Consider the following 24,758-nt stretch of genomic DNA (forward strand, 5'->3'; position numbering starts at 1 on the left):
ATGCCTGGACAATCTCCAGACTCGTCACTTTTCACCGATCCGGACCGTTTGAAACCCGGGGAGCGAGAGCCGATCCTCGCACTGAATCCGCTGCCGTTGAATGGCGAGGCGCTTTGCTCATGCAATTGCGGGTGGTTCGGCCCTGCCGGCCAGCGACAGGGCGGCGCGTGCCCAGCGTGTGGGTCCACTAAGGCGAAATCCCCCAGCAAGGCAGTGGTACACGTCTACGAGACCCTGACCAAGCTGCTGAGTGACAATAGTGAGCGACTCAAGGGCGCTCAGATCGACTGCATATCGCTGCGCGCCATGGTGGATCAGTCGGTCCAAAATTGCCGAACGCTTCAAGACGTCCAGACACCGCTCACTGCAAAGGCGGCAGCATTCGACGCCTCAATGAAGCTGATCGGCCTGCCGGCGGATACTGCACCTGATGTGTACCCAGGGTTAATTCAGTCCATTCTGCACGACCAGCTTCGCTACACCATGCACCGCGACGTGCTTCGCCTCGATCAGGCCGCTTGGGATGCCGTGCAGGACTTCCCGCAACATAAAATGTCAGCCTTGGACTACGACCAGGCTGTCGACCGTCAGATCTCGCGCTGGCGCCAGATTCAACACCAGGCGCAATTGCAGAAAGAAGCGGCTGAGCGAGACTTGGAGAACATGGAAAGCCCACCAGGTGAGACCGCCATAAATTGTGATATAAGTTAGCGGACCTCTAAGTCATGAGAGCTGTTTGATATGGGCCACCATAGAAAGGAATACACCGCTGATCCATTCAAGACGGGGCCTTTTAAGCTTAGTAAAAAGCGAGATGATTGGGCGACATATCTTAAGCAGCTGGCAACTGTGTTTGAGTCAATGAGTACTTTGCCGAATTTTGAAGAAGACAATTCTGTTTTCGTGTTCTCGGACTATGGCGGGGATCATAGTGGGGCGAGCTTCAATACATATTCCTTTTTGATTGTGTCAGCCGATAAAATCGGAGTTTTCCAGCATCATATGGCCGAGTTGAGGGAAAGGTATAAGCTCGGCTCGAAAGAGATATCTTATAAAAGCCTTGGGCACGGGCCCACCAAGAGATCATTAAAAGAATACTTGGAAGTCGCTGATGGATGCATCCATGGCATGATTCTGACGGTATGTATCGAGAAGTCCATAGTCAGCATGTTCGGTCCCGATAAGAAGCCAGCCAAGGAAAACCTTCAGCAGCTAAGTGATCAAATAGGTGCAGGTAAATGGCACGAATTTAAGCTCGAAAGAATGTATCGGATTTTTGGAATACTCGTCCTGCTTCTGGATTTAACAACTACCAGCGATCAAAAGGTTTTGTGGCAGAGTGACACTGACCAAATAAATGAGGAGGGGCGCGCAGCCAACTTTGGCGATACTCAGCGTCACCTATATAGCTTTTTGAGAGAGTTTACCGATAAGGATTACCCGCTCTTAGGATTTGCTAAAACATTTAAAGATGGTAGTCATTTTACTGATCTTTTGAGCTTGGCAGATCTCGCGGCTGGAATGGTCCAAGACATGCTATCCGATAAGTATTTTGGCAAGAAGCTACTAGTTAACGAAGAGCGAGCTGAAATTTGCAGGTGGCTAGGTCGACAAAGTAAGTTTCTCGAAAAGAAATTTATTGCAGTAGTGAAAAGAGATGATTTGATCTATTTCGAGCCCGTTTATATTGAACAGATAGGTTAAATGGGGGTGATCAGTGAACTGCCTTTATTTCTTACATTGCCTACGCCTTTATCAACTCTGAACCATTCGAATATCTCGGCCGGCTCGCCCTGGTGTAGCACCATCTCCTCGGCGCGCTCCTTGGGCGTGTTCGGATCTAGCCATTCGCGGGCCAGGTCGGGCGTCAGCACTACGGGGCGCCGATCGTGTATGTCCACCATGCCGCCGGCGCTGTCGGCTGTGATGATCACGAAGCCATCATGCTCGCCCGGGCCTTCGTCACTGTCGGGCAGTTGGCCAATGGCTGCACACAGCACGGGCGCGCCATCCCGCCGGCGTATCAGGTAGGGCTGCTTCTTCGTCCCGCCTTCGTCCACCCACTCAAACCAGTTATCGATGGGCGTGATTGCCCGGTGCGGCCAGATTGCGCGGAAGAACGGACCGTGGGCCACCTTCTCGACGCGGGCATTGATAGGCGCGGCGCGGTCCTTGGCCCAGTGTGGCCGCCATCCCCAGCGCACCATGTCCGCGTGCAGCAGATCACCCTGCAGGTGGAGCAGGGCGACTTGGGTTGTCGGGGCGATGTTGTAGCGCTCGAGCGGCAATTCACCGACGGAGTTCGCCAAGGCATTGGGCATGCTCAGCGCTGCGACGAAGTCGTGAATGCCGCTGTATTGGGAAATCCTTCCGCGCATAGGCACTCTCCGTCTGTCGAAATCCCCCACAGAGAAATTGACCGCTAGCGCCCTCAGGCTTTTTGAACATTTTCTTATTTATCCTCAACCACCTGTCAGAAGAATTATGCCGCCCTTCAGAATTACTGACGAATGCCGAATCAGAATAGGTAGCTCCTCGTTTCGGCCCGCTCCGATACGATGGCACAGGGATGTGGCAAGCCGCACATAACTCCGGGTGATCCTCGGAGCAGTTTGTCCTTCCTTTTGAGATCCTAGTATGTCCAAATCCCTGAGATTGCAGATTCTCGCGCTGCTCAGCGGCAGCCTCGTGCTGGTCGTGCTGATTGCCCTAGCGTGTTTCCAGTTCCTGTCCAGCAATGTACACGCCTATCGCGGTCTGCTTGAAGGACCGCTGCACGCCTCGCAACTGGTCAATCAGGCTAACCTGCAATTCAAGGTTCAGGTGCAGGAGTGGAAGAACGTGCTGTTGCGCGGCAAGCAGCCAGCCGATCGCGACAAATTCTGGGCGCAGTTCGAAGATCAGGAACGTCAGGTGCAGGACACTCTCGGCAGCCTAAGTTCAATGGACGGTCTGAGCCCCGAGACCAAGACGCGAGTCGACGCGCTCCGCACCGAGCACCGCACGCTGGGTTTGGCTTATCGCAAAGGCCGTGATGCTTACATCGCCTCAGGCGGAGACCCGGTCGCCGGTGACATGGCCGTAAAAGGCGTTGACCGTGCCGCCAGCGAGCAGATGACCGGCTTGGTGGCCGGCCTGCGCAAGCAGAGTGACGAACAGTCGAAAATCCTCAGCAGTATCGCCGACCGGACCATCCTGGTCGGCACGCTGGTCATGCTCGCCTCGGCGTTGCTAGTCGGCGTACTCACCCTGTGGATAGTCAACCGCAACATCGTCGGCCCGATCCGCATGCTGATCGAATACGTCGCACAATTGAGTCAGGGCAAGTTCAGCGACCGCGTCAGCATCACCCGTCAGGATGAGCTGGGGCGTCTGGCTGTTGCCGCCAACACACTGCGGGATTTCCTCGCCGACACTTTCTCCCGCCTCAAGCGCAGCACCACCGACCTGGACAGCGCCGGCAGCGAGCTGAAAGCCATTGCCGCGCTGATGGCCCAGGGGACTCATGAGCAGTTCGAGCGCACCGATCAGGTGGCGACGGCGATGACTGAAATGTCCGCCACTGCCCAGGAAGTCGCCCGTCATGCGGCTCAGGCTGCACAGGCCGCTGACGAAGCGGACCGCAGTTCGCAAGAGGGCAGCAAAGTCATGGGCGCGACCATTGCCGCGATCACCCAGGTGCGCACGGAGATCAGCAATACCGCCAATGTCATTCGCCGCTTGGAAACCGACAGTGGTCGGATTGGCAAGGTGCTGGAAGTGATTCGCGGCATCGCTGAGCAGACCAACCTGCTGGCGCTGAACGCCGCCATCGAAGCGGCCCGTGCCGGCGATGCCGGGCGCGGTTTTGCGGTCGTAGCCGATGAAGTGCGCACGCTGGCCCAGCGCACGGCGGCCTCGACGGCGGAAATAAACCAGATAATCAGCTCTGTGCAAACCGGCGCGGTCGATGCTGCCCAGGCGATTGAAAGCGGACAGGCACGCAGTCAGGAAAGCGTCGATCAGGTTTCACTGGCAGGTTCCTCGCTGGAACGGATTACCAGTGCCGTGGAAGCCATTCGCGACATGAACCGCCAGATTGCTACGGCTGCTGAAGAGCAGACGTCAGTGGCTGAAGACATCTCCCGCAACCTGACGGAAATCACAGCCATTGCCACCACCAACCAGGACAACGTCCAGCGCACCCAGACTGCTAGTCAGGATCTGCACGTGTTGTCGGTTGAGTTGAATGATGTGATTTCCCGGTTGAATGATTAGCTACCATACGACGATTTCAAGCACGTCATCTTCATTGAGGCCATGGCCGATTTTTTTTCGTCAGAATCGATCGGCTGCGGCTGCCGACGCCACTAGAGTGATGTTGGATCAGATAAATGAACGGTGGGGAAGGGGAACGTTGCGCGCGGCCAGTGTGCCAACGAACCCTGACTGGGGAATGCGCCGTGAGATGATGAGCCAGAGTTATACAACGCGGCTTGATCAGCTATGGACGGTCAGCTGCAAATAAGCACTACCACCACCAAACCCATTGCAAAGGATTGCAAATGACAAACCCAATCATTCCATGGATGGGCGGCAAGCGCCGCCTTTCGAAACGCCTGCTGGCGCTGTTCCCAGACCACGAGTGCTACGTCGAAGTGTTTGCCGGCGGCGCTGCGCTGTACTTCAAGCGAGAGCAGCCCGCAAAAGTCGAGGTTTTGAATGATCTCAACGGCGACCTGGTTAACTTGTACCGGGTAGTCCAGCACCACCTTGAGGAATTCGTTCGTCAGTTCAAGTGGGCACTCAGCTCCCGGCAGATCTTCGAGTGGCAAAAGATGACAGCGGCCGAGACGCTGACGGATATCCAGAAAGCGGCCAGGTTCTTCTACCTCCAACACCACGCGTTCGGTGCAAAGGCCACGGGACAGACATTCGGAACCGCGACAACCGGCCGGGCCATCAACCTTCTGCGGATTGAGGAAAACCTATCACTGGCCTGGCAGCGACTATCGGGAACCTACGTGGAGAACCTGCCGTGGTTGAAGTGCGCTGAAAAGTACGATCGACCCCACACCTTCCACTATATGGACCCTCCGTACTGGAAAACCGAAGGCTACGGCGCCGACTTCGGCTTTGACCAGTACGAGCGAATGGCTGAATTCATGCGCGTCTGCCAGGGCAAGGTGATGGTAAGCATCAACGATCATGCCGATATCCGGCGGGTGTTTGAGGGGTTTCGCATGAAGACGATGGACATTCGTTACAGCACTGCAAATCCAAGGAAGGCCTCGGCCGCGGTGACTGGCGAACTGGCGGTCATGAACTGGTAGCCTTACATCTCTTGCGTTGACCCCGGCTCTAGCAGGCAAGCCAACGAGCGCAGGCCGAGGCAGCGCAATGACATTCAAGCTGACACAATAGTTGACATGAATGTCAACTGTGGCTATCTTTGGCTCAACAGCTCAGTACAGCGCGCAGGTAATCTTTAGAACCTGCCCAGCGGTCCTGGGCTTTTTTTTGCCTAAAGGAATAGCAATGAAGCGAACTGCAGTGCTGGTCGATGGTGGTTTTTTCTTTGAGCGCATCCGATTTTTCGTTCGAAGGTACTTCAGGCCCGACTTTGTGCTTACTGCAGAACATCTAAGCACGATTGTGCACATTCTGGTGAAGTCTCACATTGAGGAGAAGAAAACCCTCAAGCGTGAGCTGTACCGCGTTTATTACTACGATTGCCCGCCGAATGATAAACAAGTGCGCCTACCGGTTATACCGGAAGGACATAAAACTCCCGGTCACAAGAATTTCAAGGAGCACCCGCCATACAAGGTTCGCGGCGAGCTTCATGACCTTCTCAAGAGGAGCAGGAAAACGGCTCTTAGGCTTGGGGAGCTTTCCAAAAGCGGGCGGTGGCGCCTAACCGACCACTCTCTGGATGATTTGCTGTCTGGTGAAAAGGAGTGGACGGACCTGACGAATGACGACTTCCACTATGCAATTGACCAGAAGGCAGTGGACATCAAACTTGGAATGGACATAACCACGCTGGCGTTGAACAAGCTTGCTGACGTGATCGTATTGGTAGCTGGAGACTCCGATTTTGTTCCTGCCGCCAAGCTTGCCAGGACGAACGGAATTGATTTTGTGCTTGACCCTATGTGGGCTACTACAGCGGCGAGCTTGAGCGAGCACGTTGACGGGATTCGTTCCTACGATGCTGTACGGATCATCAGCAATGTAACGAAAGAACCAGTGGCGGTCGTACCCAAGTGGTGGAAGCAGCCAGTGCAGGCTGAAGCTAACTTACCGCCTGATGACAATGTGGACGAGCCAGGGATTGGGGAGCCGCCAGTGCCCGCTGGCGGCTAAATTTTGCCTCCATTCAATCGTCTAAAACTACCTCGACCTACCTCGCATCCATTAGGTTTAAATGGCGATAATTGAAGGTGAAGTTTTAGACGGTGAGCGGCTGCAGCCCACGTAAACCGTGGCTTTAGCCACTCCTCAGCCCATACTGCTGCATTAGCAGCGCCAGGCATTCAAGAACCAACGTTTAGGAATTGTTTGAAAAATTCAGTGTATTTCGCGACTGCCCCCAACGCGATTGCAATGACGGTAAACGCGGAAAATAGCGGGTGGCCTTTTACGATTTCCAGCATTGCAATCGGACGGACACCAAATTTGTCTGCCCATGTAGCATTTGTTTTAAGGCGTTTTTCATGTGTACGCTCGAAGAAATTTGCAAACATGTCCAGCTTTCTGAGCGTTGATCTGTGCATCTTAAGATAATCACCGCTGACGAATGCGTCAGCTTCCTGTTCGCCTGTCAGCGCGTCGACGTCCGATACATTGTTCAGCTCTGTCAGGCTCATTATTCGGCCTCTGCGGCCCTTGCTGTCCTCGTGTGGAGCATAGGACTTGCCATAGAGGCTAACTAGTACCCTAGCCAGATCTACTTTTTTGTCATCCTGAAGCTCAAAAGGCTGCCCGCCCATGACGCGGTGTCGATGTTCAAGGGCGAAAAAGCCAAAATGCTCATCTCGCATATTCCAGTGAATGAACCGGCAGTCTCTATGCTGCTCTAGAAAAGTAAAATAGCCATCAAGCATTGATTTTTCATGGCTATCCAGCTCATCCGACATCGTCGCAAGTGAACCCTTCAGCTCCGCTGATTTATGAAGCGACCAAGATTTTGTCTGTGCAGACTTTAGGTTTCTCACGGCGATGGACGTCACTCGTTTCGAAGCGCCGGTGGATCCTTCATAAAATGATTCGCATGAGTAATGCACGACGTATACACGGCTTGCGTCTTGGTAGAGCTCATCCACCAAGGCCCGGCTTCTAGCGCGATCCTTTACCCGGTCAATCTCCGAACTCATATTTTGCCCCAGTCGCTTCACGTGACGCTGTCATTAAGCTGGCATAACCGAGCCAAAACCACCCATTCAGGCACAAAAAAGGCACTCGCGATAAACGCTAAGTGCCTGATTTATATAGCTTATTTGGTGGAGCCGGGGGGATTTGAACCCCCGTCCGCCAGTACTCCGCTGTCGGTACTACATGCGTAGCCGTATCTATTAAGTTAACCCTCAGCGACCCGAAGGGCAGGGTGCTTTGGGCGAGTTGTGTAAGTTTTAGCCGCTTCGTCCACAACGTACTGCACGGCGATTCTGTTCTATATGACAATCACTTTGGGTTTACAGACATCCCCTGGTGATTGCTGGACCCGAAGGTACCAGAAGCTCAGGTCTAAGGCTGCTTACGCAGCGATAGCGAATTCCTGGCCGTAGTTTTCGTCATTGGCAACTATAAGAAGTTGCAACAGTGGATTTACGAGTTCTGTTACCAACTCGGCATGCACCTAAAGTTTCGCGACCGGCGTCGAATCCTAAACGGCCCCGTGCTTGTAACTCGTTGTTTCATAGTGAGTGACAAGCCTGTGCAGTGTACGCCAAACCGTCACAGAAGGCCAACCCGAAGGTTGACCTCTGCGGCTGGCGTGGTTACTGATTGCCACCTTTGTCGCTGTTCTGCAGGTCTTGCAGGGCTTTGGAGGTGATCTCGATGCACTTCTTGTCATCACCGGCCGCGTGCGCGGCTTTGGCTTGGGAGACAGCGGTATCGATTTCGCCTTTTTTGCCACTGGTATCGGTTGCGAGCAGGGCTTGGCCGTTATTGATTTTGTCCAGATTGATTTTGCACAGATCAGGCTCACCGGCAGCAAAAACAGGGGAGGCCATCATCGCAGCGGTAATGAACAAGCCAGCAAGAGCGGAACGCTTCATAGGGAATCTCCTTGCGAAAAAGGGCTCGACGCTGCTGGCGTTCAGAGGCGGCCAGCGACATCACTGTTAAGCCTCGTACGCCGAGGCCTATTCAAATGACTACGCAGACGCACAGGCGTTCGGTTTAGTGGCCATTTAATGCGCTCGAGCTTGCGTTACCCGGTCCACCAGGTACACCAACCCGTGATAATCAATGCCTCCATGCTGGCTCAGGCCGATCTCGCAGGTGCGGCTGGTGGAAATGCCTTCGCTGCAATGTTGCACGGCGTCCTTGAGCGATCGCAGTGAGTGGGCGTTGAGCTCGGGCGTGGTAAAGCCTTTGTCGCCGGCGAAACCGCAGCAATGGATGCCTTCCGGGATCACCACGTTTTTTGAGCAGCGTCGCGCAAGATCAATCAACGCCTGGCTCTCGCCCAGGTGCTGAGTGCTGCAGGTGACGTGCACGGCGATGGGCGCCTCCTGCGGCGTGAAGTCGAGACGGTCCATCAGGTGGGTGCGGATAAAACGCACCGGGTCGTAGAGGTCCAGGCGTGTTTCGCCCAGGTCTTGTACCAGGCGCAGGGTGCAGGGGCTGGTGTCGCAATAGATCGGGTCGAGGCCGCCGCGGCTGGCGTGGAGCAGGGCGCCGATCAGCTCCTGGCGTTTGTGCTCGGCTTGTTCAGCATAACCTTTGGAGGCGAACGGCTGGCCACAGCACAGGCTGTCCTGATTGTCGGGAAAGACTACCTGGTAACCGGCTTTTTCAAGCAGCCCTCGGGTCTTTTCGTACAGCGACATCTGCTCTTTATCACCCGCCGCCGGGCCCATGGCGCGTGAGACGCAGGCTGCCAGGTAGACCACGCGCGGTCGCTCATCCGTCACGGCCGGGCTGAAGCGAATGGCTTTTTCCGGCTGAGGCATGGCGCTGCTCCACTGCGGGATTTGCCCCTTGGACAGCTTGGTCACCGTGGCGGACAGTTTGGCCAGGCGAGGCGCGCCCAAGAGCATGCGCGCGCCGTTGGCGACATGCAGGGTAAAGCGCGCACCTTGCAGTGCCGTGGCGAAATGGCTGGCAAGCCATTCGGCGGTTTTCTGACTGTCAGCGTCACGGGCGCGCAGCTTTTTCACCAGGTCGCCGGTATTGATGCCTACAGGGCAGCGTTGAGCGCATAACCCGGTGGCGGCGCAGGTGTCGATGCCTTGGTAGTGGTAAGCCGCTTCCAACTCGGTGGTGTCTGCACCCGCGCGTTTCTTCGCCTGGATATCGCGCCAGATCACAATGCGCTGGCGCGGGCTCAAGGTCAGGCCTTTCGAGGGGCATACCGGCTCGCAGAATCCGCACTCGATGCACTTATCCACAATCTCGTCGGCCGCAGGCAATGGCTTGAGGTGTTTAAGGTGAATGTGCGGGTCTTCGCTGAGCACCACGTCGGGGTTGAGAATGCCATTGGGGTCGAGCAGGCGTTTGAGCTGCCACATCAACTGATACGCATCGCTGCCCCATTCCAGTTCAACGAACGGCGCCATATTACGGCCAGTGCCATGTTCGGCTTTCAGCGAGCCACCAAACTCCACTGCCACCAGTTGCGCGACGTCGTCCATGAACGCTTGATAGCGTGCGATTTCTTCGGTGCTGTTGAAGCCTTGGGTGAACACAAAGTGCAGATTACCTTCCAGGGCATGTCCGAAAAGGATGGCTTCGTCGTAGCGATGTTTGTCGAACAACTCGATCAAGCGATTCACGCCGATGGCCAGTTGCTCGACCGGGAAGGTCACGTCTTCGATGATTACGGTGGTGCCGGTTTTACGTACAGCACCCACGGCGGGGAAGGTGTCTTTGCGGATGGCCCACAGCCGTGCGTTTTCGACTGGGTCCTCGGTGAAGTCGACCTGTTTTTCCACAGGGAAAGGTGCCAGGGACGCCATGATCAGCGACAGCTGCTCGTGCAGCAACGACGGCGACGCGGCGCGGGATTCGATCAGCAGCGCGCAGGCGTTTTCCGATAACTGCTGTACGAAAGCGGGCATGCCCGGTTTGTCCTGTACCGAACGCATGCTGCGCCGGTCCAGCAACTCGACGGCCGAGACCGGCTGGGTTTTCAGCACCGTCACCGCGTTGCAGCAGGCTTCGACATCCGGGAACACGATCAGCGCCGAAGCTTTGTGCGGGTGATCGATCACCGTGTCGTAAGTCACCGCGCTGATAAAACCCAGGGTGCCTTCGGAACCCACCAGCAAGTGGCTGAGGATATCCAGTGGCTCGTCGAAATCCACCAAGGCATTGAGTGACAGGCCGGTGGTATTTTTCAGACGGTATTTGTGGCGGATTTTTGCCGCCAATTCAGCGTTTGCCCGCGTCTCACGTCCCATCGTCGCCAGGCGTTCCAGCAGCGCGCCATGTTGGTTGCGAAAAGCCGCGACGCTCGCCGCATCTTCGGTATCCAGGCGGCTGCCGTCGGCCAGTACCAGCCGGATGCCAGCCAGGGTGTAATAGGTGTTCTGCGCGGTACCGCAGCACATGCCGCTGGCATTGTTGGCGACGATGCCGCCAATTTTGCAGGCATTGATCGACGCGGGGTCCGGACCAATCTTGCGTCCGAACGGCGCAAGCCACGCATTGGCCTGCGCGCCAATCACGCCGGGTTGCAGGCGGATCTGTGTGCCTTGCCCACGAATCTCGCGACCGTTCCAATTGTCACCCAGCACGATCAGCACCGAGTCGCTGATGGCTTGCCCTGACAAGCTGGTGCCCGCCGCGCGGAAGGTGACGGGTACGCGATCACGCTGAGCCAATTGCAGCAGTGCAACTACTTCGTCTTCCGACTCCACGCGAATCACCAGCTGTGGGATTAGTCGGTAAAAGCTGGCGTCGGTGCCGAAGGCCAGGGTGGAAAGTGGATCGTCGAAGCGACGATCTTTCGGGATCAGTTGTGCGGCGTCGCTCAGAAAAGCAGCAGGCAGGCTCATCGGTCCTCCAGAAATAGCTGACGCCGGCATGCGTGTCCGGCGTCGATTCTTACCCTATTACGTGCAGGTTTCAGTGCACCAGCATACCGGTGAACCAATAGGCCTGCGCCAGCGTGATCAGCCCGACGATGGTGGCAAAAAACAGGCTGTGCTTGAGGGTAAAGCGGAACAGATCGGATTCCTTGCCCACCAGGCCGGTGGCGGCGCAGGCGACGGCGATCGACTGCGGCGAGATCATCTTGCCGGTCACGCCGCCGCTGGTATTGGCGGCAACCAATAGCACGTCGTTGACGCCGATCTGGTGAGCAGTGGTGGCTTGCAGCGAGCTGAACAGGGCATTGGACGATGTGTCAGAACCTGTCAGAAAAACGCCCAGCCAGCCAAGGAACGGCGAGAAAAACGGGAATGCGGCACCGGTTCCGGCCAGCACCAGTGCCATGGTCGAGGACATGCCGGAGTAGTTGGTAACGAAGGCAAACGCCAGCACCATGCCAATCGAGAGGATCGGCCAGCGCAGCTCATAGAAGGTCTCTTTTAAAGTGGTAAGACCAGTTTTTACGTTGATCTTGAGCACCAGCATCGACACGAGTGCGGAGAAGAAAATCGCCGTGCCGGTGGCTGAAATGGGGTCCAGTTTGAACACGGCTGGAATCGCCGTTGGGGTGGTGACGATCGGGGCGGCCTTGATCACCAACTGGTCCAGGTGCGGGATCGCGAAGTTGAAGACCCAGCTGTACATCGAACCGCCCGCCGCGAACATTGCCTTGAAAGGTTTGAGGGTCCAAAGGGTGACCAGGATGGTCAGGATCAGGAACGGCGACCAGGCTTTGAAAATCTGCCCCAGGCTGTAGGGCGAAGCGACCGTTTGGCGTGGTTGGCCGAAGCCGCCGGCACTGGCGGTAACTGCGGCGCTGGACGTCGCGCCGGCAATCTGCGCGCCCGCAGTGCGCGTGGGCTGCCAGACTTTCAGGAACAAGGTCAGGGCTATCAGGGCGGCCAGCGCGGAAGTGATGTCCGGCAGCTCCGGGCCGATGAAGTTGGAAGTGAAATATTGGGTGACGGCAAAGCTCAGGCCTGCGACCAAGGCGGCCGGCCAGGTTTCACGAACGCCACGCAGGCCGTCCATCATGAACACCAGCCAGAACGGCACGAACAGCGACAGCAGGGGCAGTTGGCGGCCGGTCATGGCGCCGATCTTGAATGCGTCAATACCGGTGACCTGGCCTGCGACGATGATCGGAATACCTAGCGCGCCGAAGGCCACCGGCGCCGTGTTAGCGATCAGGCACAGGCCGGCGGCGTACAGCGGGTTGAAGCCCAGGCCGACCAGCAGTGCGGCGGTGATCGCCACTGGTGCGCCGAAACCGGCCGCGCCTTCGAGAAAGGCGCCGAAGCAAAAGCCGATCAGCAGCACTTGCAGGCGCTGGTCGTCGGTAATCGACAGCACTGAGCTGCGGATGATCTCGAACTGGCCGCTCTTGACCGTCAGTTTGTAGAGGAACACGGCTGCGACGATGATCCACGCGATAGGCCACAGGCCGTAGGCAAAGCCATAACCAGCGGCGGCCAGTGCCATGTCCACGGGCATCTGGAAGGCAAAGATAGCCACCAGGACCGACAGCCCCAAGGTGATGCTCCCGGCGACGTGGCCTTTGAGGCGAAACACGGCCAGGGCGAGGAAGAAAAATACGATTGGAATGACGGCGGCCAATGCGGACAGGCCGAGGCTGCCGAGCGGGCTGTAGAGCTGTTGCCAGGTTTGCATATGGGGTGGCCCCTGATTGTTGTTGTTAGGTTAGCGTGGGTAATTGGTAATACCAATTTACAGTTGCTGTTGGCTAGAGTAAAAGCCTGGGATGGGGTGTGTCAATTTGCCGCTCGCGAAACTTTGGTCGTAGCTGGGCGGCGCAGAGGTTCTGCTCGGGTAAATCGAGGGCGTTCTGATAGGTGCCGCAAGCGCGGCGATAGGCCAGAATAGAGGGCCCGGCGAGTGGTCGGGATTGTGGAGAGTGAGTTATGGGGTTTGATCAGGTGCGTCAGCGCCGTTTGTCTGACGATATCGTCGAGCAGCTTGAGGGCATGATCCTCGAGGGCACGTTGAAGTCGGGCGAGCGCTTGCCGGCCGAGCGCGCGTTGGCTGAGCAATTTGGCGTGTCGCGCCCATCGTTGCGCGAGGCGATCCAGAAGCTGGCGGCCAAGGGGTTGCTGGTCAGCCGCCAGGGTGGCGGCAACTATGTGGCGGATTCCCTGGGGTCGACGTTCAGCGACCCGCTGCTGCACCTGCTGGAAAATAACCCCGAGGCCCAGCGGGATTTGCTCGAGTTTCGCCAGACGCTTGAAGCATCGTGTGCTTATTACGCCGCACAGCGCGCCACCGAGGTCGATCGTGAGCGGCTGACTGCAGCGTTTGAGGCATTACAGGACTGCTACACGCGCGTTGATGAAGTGAGTCGGGTGGAGGAGGGCGCGGCGGATGCGAGGTTTCACTTGGCTATCGCCGAGGCCAGCCATAATGCGGTGTTGCTGCACACCATCCGCGGCTTGTTTGATCTGCTCAAGCGCAACGTGGTGACCAACATCGGTGGCATGTACCAGCAGCGTACGGAAACCCGCGACATGCTGATCAGTCAGCACCGGGATTTGTACCTGGCGATTATCGAGGGACGGGCCGAACAGGCGCGTGAAGTTTCAACACGCCATCTGCTGTATGTGCAGGAGGTGTTGGAGGAGGTGCGTCAGGAGGTCCAGCGCGTGGCGCGGGCGGAGCGACGTAAAGGTCTGTAGCCCGGGTGAGTCACCCAGGGCTACATCGTCACAAGGATTATTCTTCCTTACCCTTGTTACGTACGGCGCGATGCAGCTCACGATTGGAATCACGCTCGCGCTCGGTATCGCGCTTGTCGTATTCCTTTTTACCCTTGCCCAATGCGATCTCGCACTTGACCAGATGCTTGCTCCAGTACCACGACAGGCAGATGCAGGCATAGCCCTTCTGCTGTACAGCGGCGGCGAGCTTTTCGAGTTCGCGGGCATTGAGCAACAGCTTGCGCGTGCGCACCGGGTCAGCAATCACGTGGGTGCTCGCGGTGGTCAGCGGGGTGATATGACTGCCGAGCAGCCATGCCTCGCCATCCTTGAGCAATACGTAGCTGTCGACCAGTTGCAGCTTGCTGGCGCGCAGACTTTTTACTTCCCAGCCGGCCAGGACCAGACCAGCCTCGAACCGATGTTCGATGAAGTAATCGTGTCGCGCCTTTTTATTTTGCGCGATGGTCCCTGTGGGGTGTTTCTTTTGTTTAGCCATAGGGGCGGCATTATAGGGAGTTGCGAGTGTGTCGGCTACGGTCAACCTGCGTGCTTGAGCGTGTTGGACGAATCCCGGACAATACCGGCAGTTCTTTGGTTTTTTTCTCTCGCGGATTGGGCTGTTCTTTCGCGATGTTTGCCTCAGCAGTGGAAGTAACGCTCACATGACGACGCATATTCAACGTTCGGCTTTATTGCCTTATCCGGCGCAGGCGCTCTATGACCTGGTCAACGACGTGGCGCGTTACCCGGAATTCCTGCCATGGTGCAACACCGCCGAGGTGCTGGAGAGCAGTGATGAGCACATGGTTGCCAGTGTCGGTGTGGCGAAGGGCGGCCTTAGCCAGCATTTTGTCACGCGCAATGTGTTGGTCCCTGGGCAATCCATCGAAATGAATTTGCAAGAGGGACCGTTCACCCAGCTTCATGGGGTATGGGTGTTCAAGGCGCTGACTGACAAGGCCTGCAAGATCAGCCTGGACCTGTCCTTTGATTATGCGGGGCCGATTGTGCGGGCAACGTTGGGGCCTTTGTTCAACCAGGCGGCCAATACGCTGGTGGACGCGTTCTGCCAGCGGGCCAAGCAACTGCATGGTTGAGATTGAGGTGGTGTATGCCGCCGAAGACCGTCAGGTCTTGTTGGCGGTCACTGTGCCGGCGGGCACAAGCCTGAGGGCTGCGGTGCTGGCGTCGGGTATCGCAGTGCACTTTCCAACAGTGGCATTGGCTGATTGCCCTTTGGGCATATTCGGCAAGGTAGTTACGGATGCGGATATGCGCGCTGTGCAGCCGGGTGACCGTATCGAGATTTACCGGCCCTTGCTGGCAGACCCCAAGGAAGTACGCAGGCTGCGCGCAGCCAAGGCGGCGATTGCCAGGCAGAACAACTCATAAGCCTGCCAAAAGGCAGGCAACAAAAAGCCCGGCATGCCGGGCTTTTTATCGAGCGCCGCAAACTTACTGCGGGCTGGTGTCCAGAGGCTGAGGCGTCGGGACTGGAACGGTTTGCACGCCGTCCACGTCCTTCTGGATCTGATCCAGCAAGGAGCCTGGCTTGGCCGGCACTTCAGACTTCGGCTTCTCTGCTTCCTGCGCGGGCGCAGTCACATTGGTGCCGTTGTCCTTGCCCAGCAAGGCTTCATCACGGCTTACGCCAGGCATGAAGTCACCGGACAGGCTGACAAGCTGGTCATTGCCATTGAAGATGACACTGACGCGTTCCTGCTGGCGTTCACCGCCACCAGGCTGGATGCTGTAGAGATAATCCCAGCGATCGGCATGAAAAGTGTCGGTCAGCAGGGGGTTGCCCATAATAAACCGTACTTGCCGTCGGGTCATTCCCGGGCGTAACTGGTCTATCATGTCCTGCGTGACGACATTGCCCTGCTGGATGTCGATTTTGTAAACCCCGGGGAATGAACAACCGGCGAGTGCGAGCAGTCCCACAAGGGTGAAACTGGTTAGCAAGAGCTTGGTGTTTTGCATCGGTGGGCGACTTCCACTATCTTGGCTGGGACAACGTAAACGCCGATCATACCCGTATTAAGAGAAGCTGCGAAGCAGCATCCGCGAGAAAGCTAACCATGGTTGAAAATAGCGAACTACGCAAAGCCGGTCTTAAAGTGACTCTGCCACGAGTCAAGATTCTACAAATGCTCGATTCTGCTGAGCAGCGCCACATGAGTGCCGAGGATGTTTACAAGGCGCTGATGGAGTCTAACGAGGACGTTGGCCTGGCCACGGTTTACCGTGTGCTGACCCAGTTTGAAGCCGCAGGGCTGGTGGTTCGTCATAATTTCGACGGCGGTCATGCGGTGTTCGAATTGGCTGACGGTGGTCATCACGACCACATGGTTGACCTGGATACCAACGAGGTTATCGAGTTCACCAGTCCGGAAATCGAGAAGCTCCAGAAGGCTATCGCCGAAGAGCATGGTTTCGATTTGGTGGACCATAATCTGGTGCTGTACATCCGTAAGAAAAAGTAAAAATCGACGCAGATTTGCTCTGCAAAACGATTGAAGGCGACCCTAGGGTCGCCTTCGTGCTTTCTAAATAGAAGAAATAACCGGGTTTTAGGCCTTGGCTGCCACGACCATTTTCTTCGCGTGGGCCAAAGACTCTTTGGTCAGGTCGATCCCGCCCAGCATCCGCGCCACTTCTTCCACGCGTTCCGACTTGTTCAGTTTGGAGACGGCCGTGTGGGTTGCATCGCTGCCGCGTACTTTATGTACAAACAGGTGCTGATGCCCTTGAGCGGCCACTTGCGGCAAGTGGGTCACGGTCAAGACCTGCCCACGTTCGCCCAGGCGGCGCAGCAATTGGCCAACAATTTCCGCAGTCGGCCCGCCGATACCCACGTCTACTTCATCGAATACCAACGTGGGTACCCGTGAGGTTTGCGCGGTAATGACCTGGATCGCCAGGCTGATTCGCGACAGCTCGCCGCCAGACGCCACTTTCGCCAACGCCTTGAGCGGCTGACCGGGGTTGGCGCTCACCAGCAGCTCCACCTGTTCCAGGCCGTGGGGTTGCAGCTCATTGCTGGTGTTGGCATGCAGTTCGATGGTGAAGCGCCCGCCCGGCATGCCGAGGCGCTGAATTTCCTGCTCTACCGCTGCGGCCAGGCCTGTGGCCGCCTGCTGGCGCAGCTCGCTTAATTCGCGAGCTTTCTCCTGGTAGTGGCGAGCAAAGGAGGCGAGCTCGTCACCGAGGCGCTCAATGGATTCGTCATTCGCGTTCAAGGTTTCGATTTCATCCAGCAACTTCTGCTGCATCGTCGCTACTTCGGTTGGCTGAATTCGATGTTTGCGGGCCAGGGTGTAAATAGTGTCCAGACGTTCTTCGATTTCCTGCAGGCGCGCTGGGTCCGCGTCGAAGTGATCAAGGAAGCGATTCAGTTCGCCCACGGCCTCTTCGACCTGGATCTGTGCGCTGGTCAACAGTGTTGTGGCTTCACTCAGCGAGCCGGACGCGTTGTTCACGCTGGACAGTCGATTGAGGCTGGCGGTCAATGCGTTCAGGACATTGCCCGAATCACTTTCGCTGCACTGCTCCACCACTTGGCGACAGATACCCAGCAGGGTTTCGGCATTGGTGAGGTTCTTGTGCTCCTGCTCAAGTTGCTCCAGCTCGGTTTCGCCGAGGCCCAGGCTTTCGAGCTCTTCAAGCTGATAGCTAAGCAGCTGATGGCGAGCGCGCTGCTCGTCGCCGGAGTTGGAAAGACGCTCCAGCTCCTGACGAGTCTGACGCCAGCGCTGGGCGGCAAGTTGTACCTGCCGGGCCAGGTCGGTGGCGCCGGCATATTCATCGAGCAGGCGGCGATGGGTATCGGTTTTCAGCAGGGATTGGTGTTCGTGCTGGCTGTGGATATCGATCAGCAGCTCGCCCAGGGCTTTCAAGTCGCCAAGAGGGCAGGGCGTGCCATTGATGTAGCCGCGCGAGCGGCCTTCCGCGGTGATGACCCGGCGCAGGATGCACGGGCCTTCATTATTAAGATCGCGCTCGGCCAGCCAGGTTTCGGCTTCTGGAATGTCTGCCAGGTCGAAGGTCGCCAGGATATCGGCCTTGTCCGCACCGGGTCGCACCACGCCGCTGTCGGCACGGTCGCCAAGCGTCAGGCCCAGGGCGTCGAGCATGATCGACTTGCCGGCACCGGTTTCGCCTGTGATTACGCTCATCCCGCGATCCAGTTCGAGGTCCAGATGTTCAACGATGGCGTAGTTATGTACAGACAGGTGCACGAGCATAGCGGCCGCTCCGAGGCGTTAGGTCTGGTTATTTATACAGTGTTTTGTTTGAGGCTGACAATCCTGATGCTTAGCTCGATTTGCTTGATTGCAGGAGTTTCTTAGCTCAATGAGGAATGAGTGCGCAGGAATTGATGCAGAGCAGGCGAAAGACTTTTGGTAACGCCTGCGCTCTTGAACCTGGAAATTGTGGCCCCATATACCGGAACAGAAGCGCGAGTTGAGTTCGCGCATGATTTTGAAAGGAGAAATCTATGGCTGACGAACAGACGCAGGATACGCAAACTCCAGACGCCAATTCGGCTGCCGGTGATGAGCTGGCGACTCGTGTGCAAGTGCTCGAAGAGCAATTGGCTGCTGCGCAGGATCAGTCTTTGCGTGTTGCCGCCGATCTGCAGAACGTCCGCCGCCGTGCCGAGCAGGATGTCGAGAAGGCTCACAAATTCGCGTTGGAAAAATTCGCCAATGACCTGCTGCCGATTATCGATAGCCTGGAGCGTGGCCTTGAGCTGTCCAACCCGGACGATGAAAACATCCGCCCGATGCGCGAAGGGATTGAGCTGACGCTGAAAATGTTCCAGGACACCCTCAAGCGTTATCAGCTGGAAGCTATCGATCCGCAAGGCGGCGAGCCGTTCAATGCGGAGCATCACCAAGCCATGGCCATGCAGGAAAGCCATGACCTGGAGCCCAACAGCGTATTGAAAGTGTTCCAGAAGGGTTATCAGCTTAACGGTCGCTTGTTGCGCCCGGCGATGGTTGTGGTGAGCAAGGCTCCTGCACCTGTTGCACCTTCTATTGATGAGCAGGCTTGAAATCAGTCGTAACGGCCCCATCTATAAGTCAAGCGTTTAAGTGCTACCGCAGTTAGCCACCACTGCTGCGGCAACCAAATTAAAGTTTCGGGAGAGTAAATCATGGGCAAAATTATCGGTATCGACCTGGGGACTACCAACTCCTGCGTCTCCGTGCTGGAAAACGGCGTTGCTAAAGTTATCGAAAACGCCGAAGGCGCGCGTACCACGCCGTCGATCATTGCATACGCAAACGACGGTGAAATCCTCGTAGGTCAGTCGGCCAAGCGTCAGGCTGTGACCAACCCGCACAACACCCTGTACGCGGTGAAGCGTCTGATCGGTCGTAAGTTCGACGAAGAAGTCGTACAGAAAGACATCAAGATGGTCCCTTACAAAATCGCCAAGGCTGACAACGGTGACGCCTGGGTTGAAGTAAACGGCCAGAAAATGTCGCCGCCGCAAATCTCGGCTGAAATCTTGAAAAAGATGAAGAAGACCGCCGAAGACTACCTCGGTGAAGCAGTGACTGAAGCGGTGATCACCGTTCCGGCCTACTTCAACGACAGCCAGCGCCAGGCGACCAAAGACGCCGGCCGCATCGCGGGCCTGGACGTAAAACGTATCATCAACGAACCTACCGCAGCGGCTCTGGCTTACGGTATGGACAAGGCCAAGGGCGACCACACTGTGATCGTTTACGACCTGGGTGGCGGTACTTTCGACGTCTCCGTGATCGAGATCGCTGAAGTTGACGGCGAGCACCAGTTTGAAGTGTTGGCCACCAACGGCGACACCTTCCTGGGCGGCGAAGACTTTGACATTCGTCTGATCGACTACCTCGTTGACGAATTCAAGAAAGAAAGCGGCATGAACCTCAAGGGTGACCCGCTGGCCATGCAGCGCCTGAAAGAAGCCGCTGAGAAAGCCAAGATCGAGCTGTCTTCCGCTCAGTCGACCGACGTGAACCTGCCGTACATCACTGCAGACGCCACCGGTCCTAAGCACTTGAACGTGAAGATCTCGCGTTCCAAGCTGGAAGCACTGGTTGAAGACCTGGTTCAACGCACCATCGAGCCTTGCCGCATCGCGCTGAAAGACTCCGGTATCGACGTTGGCTCGATCAACGACGTGATCCTGGTTGGCGGTCAGACCCGTATGCCACTGGTTCAGAAGCTGGTCACCGAGTTCTTCGGCAAAGAAGCCCGTAAGGACGTGAACCCGGACGAAGCCGTTGCCATGGGTGCTGCTATCCAAGGTGCGGTACTGGCCGGTGACGTGAAAGACGTGCTGCTGCTGGACGTCAGCCCGCTGACTCTGGGTATCGAAACCATGGGCGGCGTGATGACCGCGCTGATCGAGAAAAACACCACGATTCCTACCAAGAAATCGCAAGTGTTCTCGACTGCCGACGACAACCAGGGCGCTGTGACCATTCACGTGCTGCAAGGTGAGCGTAAGCAAGCGGCGCAGAACAAGTCTCTGGGCAAGTTCGACCTGGCTGAGATTCCACCAGCACCACGTGGCGTGCCGCAAATTGAAGTGACCTTCGACATCGACGCCAACGGCATTCTGCACGTAGGCGCTAAAGACAAGGCCACAGGCAAAGAGCAGAAGATCACCATCAAGGCCAACTCCGGTCTGTCTGATGAAGAGATTCAACAGATGATTCGTGATGCTGAAGCCAACGCTGATGCAGATGCCAAGTTTGCTGAGCTGGCCGGCGCCCGTAACCAAGGCGATGCCCTGGTTCACTCGACGCGCAAAATGATCTCCGAAGCAGGCGACAAAGTGACTGCTGAAGAGAAAACCGCAATCGAAGCAGCTGTGGTTGCCCTGGAAGCCGCCATCAAAGGCGACGACAAGGCTGCCATCGAAGCCAAGGTTGAGGAGCTGTCGAAAGTTTCCGCACCGGTTGCTCAGAAAATGTACGCCGAACAAGGCCAGCCGGCAGAAGGCGCTGCGCAGCACGCAGAGCCTGAAGCCAAGCACGACGATGTTGTCGATGCCGAGTTCGAAGAAGTTAAAGACCAGAAGTAAGTTGGTCGCCCGGTTGACCGCTATCAAGCGGTGACTGGTAGGATGTCGCCGCGCGGGAGCTTGCTCCCGCGTTGGCGTGTCTGGGGTATGCGAATTTTTACAACATGCGACAAGGTTCGGATGTTGGCGGTGTGACTGGGAATGCTCCTGCTTCCTGGCGACAGTCACCGCGTTTTTGGCCGGCTCCCTGGCTAAAAGCAGTTATGACCAGGATCGTTGAATTGACGTGAGTTGGGTCCGGGCCTGTATTGGGGCTCAACGAGTTTGGCAAGGCTCAGGAGGGTCTGGCCGAACGTCCTTAAGAGTGCAAAGACTTATGGCAAAGCGTGACTATTACGAAGTGTTGGGTGTGGAGCGTGGCTCCAGCGAGGCGGACCTGAAAAAGGCATACCGTCGCCTGGCGATGAAGCACCACCCGGACCGTAATCCGGATAGCAAAGAATCCGAAGAACTGTTCAAAGAGGCCAATGAGGCCTACGAGTGCCTGTCTGATCCCAACAAGCGTGCGGCCTACGACCAGTATGGTCATGCGGGTGTTGACCCAAGCATGGGCGGCGGCGGTGCTGGCTTTGGTGGTCAGAATTTCTCCGATATTTTCGGCGACGTATTCAGCGACTTCTTCGGCGGTGGTCGAGGCGGCCAGCGTGGCGGCGCTCAGCGTGGCAGCGATTTGCGCTACACCCTGGAGCTGAACCTGGAAGAAGCCGTGCGCGGCACCAGCGTCAATATCCGTGTGCCGACGCTGGTCAATTGCAAACCGTGCGATGGCTCGGGCGCCAAGAAAGGCTCCTCGCCGATCACGTGCCCAACCTGCGGCGGTATTGGCCAGGTGCGTATGCAGCAGGGCTTCTTCTCGGTGCAGCAGACCTGCCCGCGTTGCCATGGTCAGGGCAAGATCATTTCTGATCCGTGCGACTCCTGCCACGGCGAAGGCCGCGTAGAAGAGTACAAGACCCTCTCGGTGAAGGTGCCGGCGGGTGTCGATACCGGTGATCGCATTCGTCTGTCGGGCGAAGGTGAGGCGGGGACTCAAGGTGGGCCTACGGGCGACCTGTATGTGGTGATCAATGTGCGCGAGCACTCGATCTTCCAGCGCGATGGCAAACACCTGTTCTGTGAAGTGCCGATCAGCTTTGTCGATGCGGCCCTGGGTGGCGAGTTGGAGATTCCGACGCTGGACGGTCGGGTCAAACTCAAGATTCCTGAAGGTACGCAGACCGGCAAACAGTTCCGTATTCGTGGCAAAGGCGTTGCGCCGGTACGCGGTGGCGGTGCTGGCGACCTGATGTGTCGCGTGGCGGTGGAAACACCGGTCAACCTCGGGCGTCGTCAGCGCGAACTGCTGGAAGAGTTCCGCAGTTCGTTGGAAGGTGATGACTCCCATTCGCCGAAAACCACCGGCTTTTTCGATGGCGTGAAGCGCTTCTTCGGCGACCTGTAAGGAAGTGAGTATGCGACGTATAGCCGTAATGGGCGCTGCCGGGCGCATGGGCAAGACGCTGGTCGAAGCGGTGCAGCAGCGTTCGCCGGCCTCGGGGCTGACGGCGGCGATTGTTCGCCCGGGCAGCACGTTGATCGGTGCGGATGCAGGTGAGCTGGCCTCGCTGGGGCGCATCGGCGTTTCGTTGTCTGGCAACCTGGAGCAGGTGGCTGACGAGTTCGACGTGCTGATCGATTTCACCCTGCCGGAGGTGATGCTGAAAAACCTGGCGTTCTGCCGCAAGGCGGGCAAAGCCATGGTGATCGGTACTACGGGCTTGAGTGCTGAGCAGAAGCAGTTGCTGGTGGAGGCGGGCAAGGATATTCCAATCGTCTTCGCTGCCAATTTCAGTGTGGGCGTGAACCTGTCGCTCAAGTTGCTGGACCTGGCCGCTCGCGTGCTGGGTGATGAGGCGGATATCGAGATCATCGAAACCCATCATCGCCACAAGATCGACGCGCCGTCGGGTACCGCATTGCGCATGGGCGAAGCCATCGCCGATGCGCTGGGGCGTGATCTGTCGAAAGTCGCGGTGTATGGCCGTGAAGGCCATACCGGGGCGCGTGCGCGTGACACCATCGGTTTTGCCACTGTGCGCGGTGGCGATGTGGTGGGTGATCACACCGTGCTGTTCGCCTCCGAAGGCGAGCGCCTGGAGATCACGCACAAAGCCTCAAGCCGCATGACATTCGCCAAGGGTGCGGTACGTGCCGCCCTCTGGTTGGAAGGTCGTGAAGCGGGGCTGTACGACATGCGTGATGTGCTGGATCTGCACTAATCAGTAGCTAAAACGGGGCCTCAGGATTATCCTGAGGCCCCGTTTTTACCCGCTAGGCGACTTCCTGTCGCATTCCCCTGCCTTTAAGGCTCATTAGCGGTGGACCAAAAAAGCCTTTTTCTGTAAGCTACAGCTTTAGTGTGTCCACTAAAAGCGCGCAGAATAATTCAGTGAAGAAGCGGGGTGACGTGTCCATACGTCACTCCGCTTTTTTACAACCTGCGATCGCCCTTTCAGGCTTTATTTACGGGAGGTCTTCTTGACTAAGCCAGCCATACTCGCCCTTGCTGATGGCAGCATTTTTCGCGGCGAAGCCATTGGAGCCGACGGTCAAACCGTTGGAGAGGTAGTGTTTAACACTGCCATGACCGGCTATCAGGAAATCCTTACCGATCCTTCCTACGCCCAACAGATCGTTACCCTGACCTATCCGCACATCGGCAACACCGGTACTACACCGGAAGACGTCGAGTCTGATCGTGTCTGGTCGGCTGGTCTGGTCATTCGTGACCTGCCGCTGGTTGCGAGCAACTGGCGTAACACGATGTCGCTGTCCGATTACCTGAAAGCCAACAATGTTGTGGCAATCGCCGGTATCGACACGCGCCGCCTGACACGCATCCTGCGTGAAAAAGGCTCGCAGAACGGCTGCATCATGGCGGGTGACAATATTTCCGAAGAAGCGGCGATTGCCGCAGCGCAAGGCTTCCCTGGCCTGAAAGGCATGGACCTGGCGAAAGTTGTCAGCACCAAAGAGCAGTACGAGTGGCGCTCCACTGTCTGGGACTTGAAGACCGACAGCCACGAGACCATCGCCGCTGCCGACCTGCAATACCACGTGGTCGCCTACGACTACGGGATTAAGTACAACATCCTGCGCATGCTGGTTGAGCGCGGTTGCCGCGTGACCGTGGTGCCGGCGCAAACCCCGGCCAGCGACGTGCTGGCCCTGCAGCCGGACGGTGTGTTCCTGTCCAACGGCCCGGGTGACCCCGAGCCTTGCGATTACGCCATCAAGGCGATCAAGGAAGTGCTGGAAACCGAGATTCCGGTATTCGGTATCTGCCTCGGTCACCAGCTGCTGGCCCTGGCCTCCGGCGCCAAGACCCTGAAAATGGGTCACGGCCACCACGGCGCCAACCACCCTGTGCAAGACCTGGACACTGGCGTCGTGATGATCACCAGCCAGAACCATGGTTTTGCGGTGGATGAAGCGACTTTGCCGGCTAACGTTCGCGCTATTCACAAGTCGCTGTTCGACGGTTCCCTGCAAGGCATCGAGCGCACCGACAAGAGCGCGTTCAGCTTCCAGGGCCACCCTGAAGCCAGCCCGGGCCCGAACGACGTAGCGCCGCTGTTCGACCGTTTCATCAATGAGATGGCCAAGCGACGCTGACTGAG

At 57.2% G+C, this 24,758-nt stretch carries 22 protein-coding genes, 1 other RNA gene and 1 pseudogene; 15 read left to right on the forward strand and 9 right to left on the reverse strand.

Annotated features, from left to right (window positions below; all coding sequences use genetic code 11):
• Positions 1 to 711, forward strand: coding sequence for a hypothetical protein (locus ACM530_RS14465; RefSeq protein ID WP_416365026.1), 711 nt, complete (start codon positions 1 to 3; stop codon positions 709 to 711).
• A gap of 30 nt (positions 712 to 741) precedes the next feature.
• Positions 742 to 1,704 carry a hypothetical protein gene (locus ACM530_RS14470; protein WP_416365027.1) on the forward strand — a complete coding sequence of 321 codons (963 nt, stop codon included), beginning with the start codon at positions 742 to 744 and terminating at the stop codon, positions 1,702 to 1,704.
• On the opposite strand, the gene ACM530_RS14475 is transcribed toward ACM530_RS14470, so the two are convergent.
• A complete protein-coding gene (locus ACM530_RS14475; protein WP_416365028.1) occupies positions 1,701 to 2,378 on the reverse strand; it encodes an SOS response-associated peptidase in 678 nt (225 codons plus the stop codon). The genes ACM530_RS14470 and ACM530_RS14475 overlap by 4 nt on opposite strands.
• Before the next feature lie 259 nt (positions 2,379 to 2,637).
• Between ACM530_RS14475 and ACM530_RS14480 the strand changes: the two genes are divergently transcribed.
• From ACM530_RS14480 to ACM530_RS14495, 4 genes and pseudogenes are all read left to right on the forward strand, one after another.
• Positions 2,638 to 4,257 carry a methyl-accepting chemotaxis protein gene (locus ACM530_RS14480; RefSeq protein ID WP_416365029.1) on the forward strand — a complete coding sequence of 540 codons (1,620 nt, stop codon included), beginning with the start codon at positions 2,638 to 2,640 and terminating at the stop codon, positions 4,255 to 4,257.
• An 82-nt stretch (positions 4,258 to 4,339) separates the two neighbouring features.
• Positions 4,340 to 4,507, forward strand: a pseudogene (locus ACM530_RS14485) (DUF4113 domain-containing protein); the annotation flags it as partial.
• 37 nt (positions 4,508 to 4,544) lie between these two features.
• Positions 4,545 to 5,312: a DNA adenine methylase gene (locus tag ACM530_RS14490; protein WP_416365030.1), complete on the forward strand. Its 768-nt coding sequence runs from the start codon at positions 4,545 to 4,547 to the stop codon at positions 5,310 to 5,312.
• A 205-nt stretch (positions 5,313 to 5,517) separates the two neighbouring features.
• A complete protein-coding gene (locus ACM530_RS14495; protein WP_416365031.1) occupies positions 5,518 to 6,348 on the forward strand; it encodes an NYN domain-containing protein in 831 nt (276 codons plus the stop codon).
• Positions 6,349 to 6,518: 170 nt separating this feature from the next.
• Here the strand turns inward: ACM530_RS14495 and ACM530_RS14500 are convergent, their stop codons facing one another.
• The 5 genes from ACM530_RS14500 to ACM530_RS14520 form a co-directional block, all read right to left on the reverse strand.
• A complete protein-coding gene (locus ACM530_RS14500; RefSeq protein ID WP_214247777.1) occupies positions 6,519 to 7,358 on the reverse strand; it encodes a hypothetical protein in 840 nt (279 codons plus the stop codon).
• A gap of 124 nt (positions 7,359 to 7,482) precedes the next feature.
• Positions 7,483 to 7,879, reverse strand: a transfer-messenger RNA (tmRNA) gene (ssrA, locus tag ACM530_RS14505).
• A gap of 103 nt (positions 7,880 to 7,982) precedes the next feature.
• Complete coding sequence (locus tag ACM530_RS14510; RefSeq protein ID WP_106579272.1) at positions 7,983 to 8,264, reverse strand: hypothetical protein; 282 nt, start codon at positions 8,262 to 8,264, stop codon at positions 7,983 to 7,985.
• A gap of 135 nt (positions 8,265 to 8,399) precedes the next feature.
• On the reverse strand, positions 8,400 to 11,210 hold the full coding sequence (locus tag ACM530_RS14515) for an FAD-binding and (Fe-S)-binding domain-containing protein (RefSeq protein WP_416365032.1): 2,811 nt from the start codon (positions 11,208 to 11,210) through the stop codon (positions 8,400 to 8,402).
• Between the two features lie 70 nt (positions 11,211 to 11,280).
• Positions 11,281 to 12,975 carry a lactate permease LctP family transporter gene (locus ACM530_RS14520; protein ID WP_416365033.1) on the reverse strand — a complete coding sequence of 565 codons (1,695 nt, stop codon included), beginning with the start codon at positions 12,973 to 12,975 and terminating at the stop codon, positions 11,281 to 11,283.
• A 251-nt stretch (positions 12,976 to 13,226) separates the two neighbouring features.
• On the opposite strand from ACM530_RS14520, the gene ACM530_RS14525 reads away from it, so the two are divergent.
• On the forward strand, positions 13,227 to 13,994 hold the full coding sequence (locus ACM530_RS14525; RefSeq protein WP_106579269.1) for an FCD domain-containing protein: 768 nt from the start codon (positions 13,227 to 13,229) through the stop codon (positions 13,992 to 13,994).
• 37 nt (positions 13,995 to 14,031) lie between these two features.
• On the opposite strand, the gene smpB is transcribed toward ACM530_RS14525, so the two are convergent.
• Positions 14,032 to 14,514 carry an SsrA-binding protein SmpB gene (gene smpB / locus ACM530_RS14530; protein ID WP_003176160.1) on the reverse strand — a complete coding sequence of 161 codons (483 nt, stop codon included), beginning with the start codon at positions 14,512 to 14,514 and terminating at the stop codon, positions 14,032 to 14,034.
• A gap of 166 nt (positions 14,515 to 14,680) precedes the next feature.
• Here smpB and ACM530_RS14535 point away from each other — a divergent pair, with 166 nt between their 5' ends.
• Together ACM530_RS14535 and ACM530_RS14540 are read left to right on the forward strand one after the other, a co-directional pair.
• The gene (locus ACM530_RS14535) at positions 14,681 to 15,115 is read left to right on the forward strand and encodes a type II toxin-antitoxin system RatA family toxin (RefSeq protein WP_124418492.1); all 435 of its coding nucleotides are present in this window, start codon (positions 14,681 to 14,683) and stop codon (positions 15,113 to 15,115) included.
• Positions 15,108 to 15,410, forward strand: a complete 303-nt coding sequence (locus ACM530_RS14540) for an RnfH family protein (protein ID WP_416365034.1) — start codon at positions 15,108 to 15,110, stop codon at positions 15,408 to 15,410. The genes ACM530_RS14535 and ACM530_RS14540 overlap by 8 nt, the downstream gene beginning before the upstream one ends.
• Positions 15,411 to 15,473: 63 nt before the next feature.
• On the opposite strand, the gene ACM530_RS14545 is transcribed toward ACM530_RS14540, so the two are convergent.
• Positions 15,474 to 16,001, reverse strand: coding sequence for an outer membrane protein assembly factor BamE (locus tag ACM530_RS14545; protein WP_017139267.1), 528 nt, complete (start codon positions 15,999 to 16,001; stop codon positions 15,474 to 15,476).
• A gap of 98 nt (positions 16,002 to 16,099) precedes the next feature.
• Between ACM530_RS14545 and fur the strand changes: the two genes are divergently transcribed.
• On the forward strand, positions 16,100 to 16,504 hold the full coding sequence (fur, locus tag ACM530_RS14550) for a ferric iron uptake transcriptional regulator (protein WP_024077449.1): 405 nt from the start codon (positions 16,100 to 16,102) through the stop codon (positions 16,502 to 16,504).
• Between the two features lie 87 nt (positions 16,505 to 16,591).
• On the opposite strand, the gene recN is transcribed toward fur, so the two are convergent.
• Complete coding sequence (gene recN / locus ACM530_RS14555) at positions 16,592 to 18,265, reverse strand: DNA repair protein RecN (RefSeq protein WP_242200396.1); 1,674 nt, start codon at positions 18,263 to 18,265, stop codon at positions 16,592 to 16,594.
• A 254-nt stretch (positions 18,266 to 18,519) separates the two neighbouring features.
• On the opposite strand from recN, the gene grpE reads away from it, so the two are divergent.
• From grpE to carA, 5 genes are all read left to right on the forward strand, one after another.
• The gene (gene grpE, locus ACM530_RS14560; protein ID WP_017139264.1) at positions 18,520 to 19,080 is read left to right on the forward strand and encodes a nucleotide exchange factor GrpE; all 561 of its coding nucleotides are present in this window, start codon (positions 18,520 to 18,522) and stop codon (positions 19,078 to 19,080) included.
• Between the two features lie 102 nt (positions 19,081 to 19,182).
• Positions 19,183 to 21,099, forward strand: coding sequence for a molecular chaperone DnaK (gene dnaK, locus ACM530_RS14565; RefSeq protein ID WP_106579264.1), 1,917 nt, complete (start codon positions 19,183 to 19,185; stop codon positions 21,097 to 21,099).
• A gap of 316 nt (positions 21,100 to 21,415) precedes the next feature.
• Positions 21,416 to 22,540 carry a molecular chaperone DnaJ gene (gene dnaJ / locus ACM530_RS14570; RefSeq protein ID WP_119741042.1) on the forward strand — a complete coding sequence of 375 codons (1,125 nt, stop codon included), beginning with the start codon at positions 21,416 to 21,418 and terminating at the stop codon, positions 22,538 to 22,540.
• A 10-nt stretch (positions 22,541 to 22,550) separates the two neighbouring features.
• On the forward strand, positions 22,551 to 23,357 hold the full coding sequence (gene dapB / locus ACM530_RS14575) for a 4-hydroxy-tetrahydrodipicolinate reductase (protein WP_145162164.1): 807 nt from the start codon (positions 22,551 to 22,553) through the stop codon (positions 23,355 to 23,357).
• Between the two features lie 259 nt (positions 23,358 to 23,616).
• Positions 23,617 to 24,753 carry a glutamine-hydrolyzing carbamoyl-phosphate synthase small subunit gene (gene carA, locus ACM530_RS14580; RefSeq protein ID WP_124418491.1) on the forward strand — a complete coding sequence of 379 codons (1,137 nt, stop codon included), beginning with the start codon at positions 23,617 to 23,619 and terminating at the stop codon, positions 24,751 to 24,753.
• Positions 24,754 to 24,758 lie beyond the last annotated feature (5 nt).

It is taken from the genome of Pseudomonas sp. NFX183 (genome assembly GCF_047943075.1).
In the GTDB taxonomy this organism is placed as follows: domain Bacteria; phylum Pseudomonadota; class Gammaproteobacteria; order Pseudomonadales; family Pseudomonadaceae; genus Aquipseudomonas.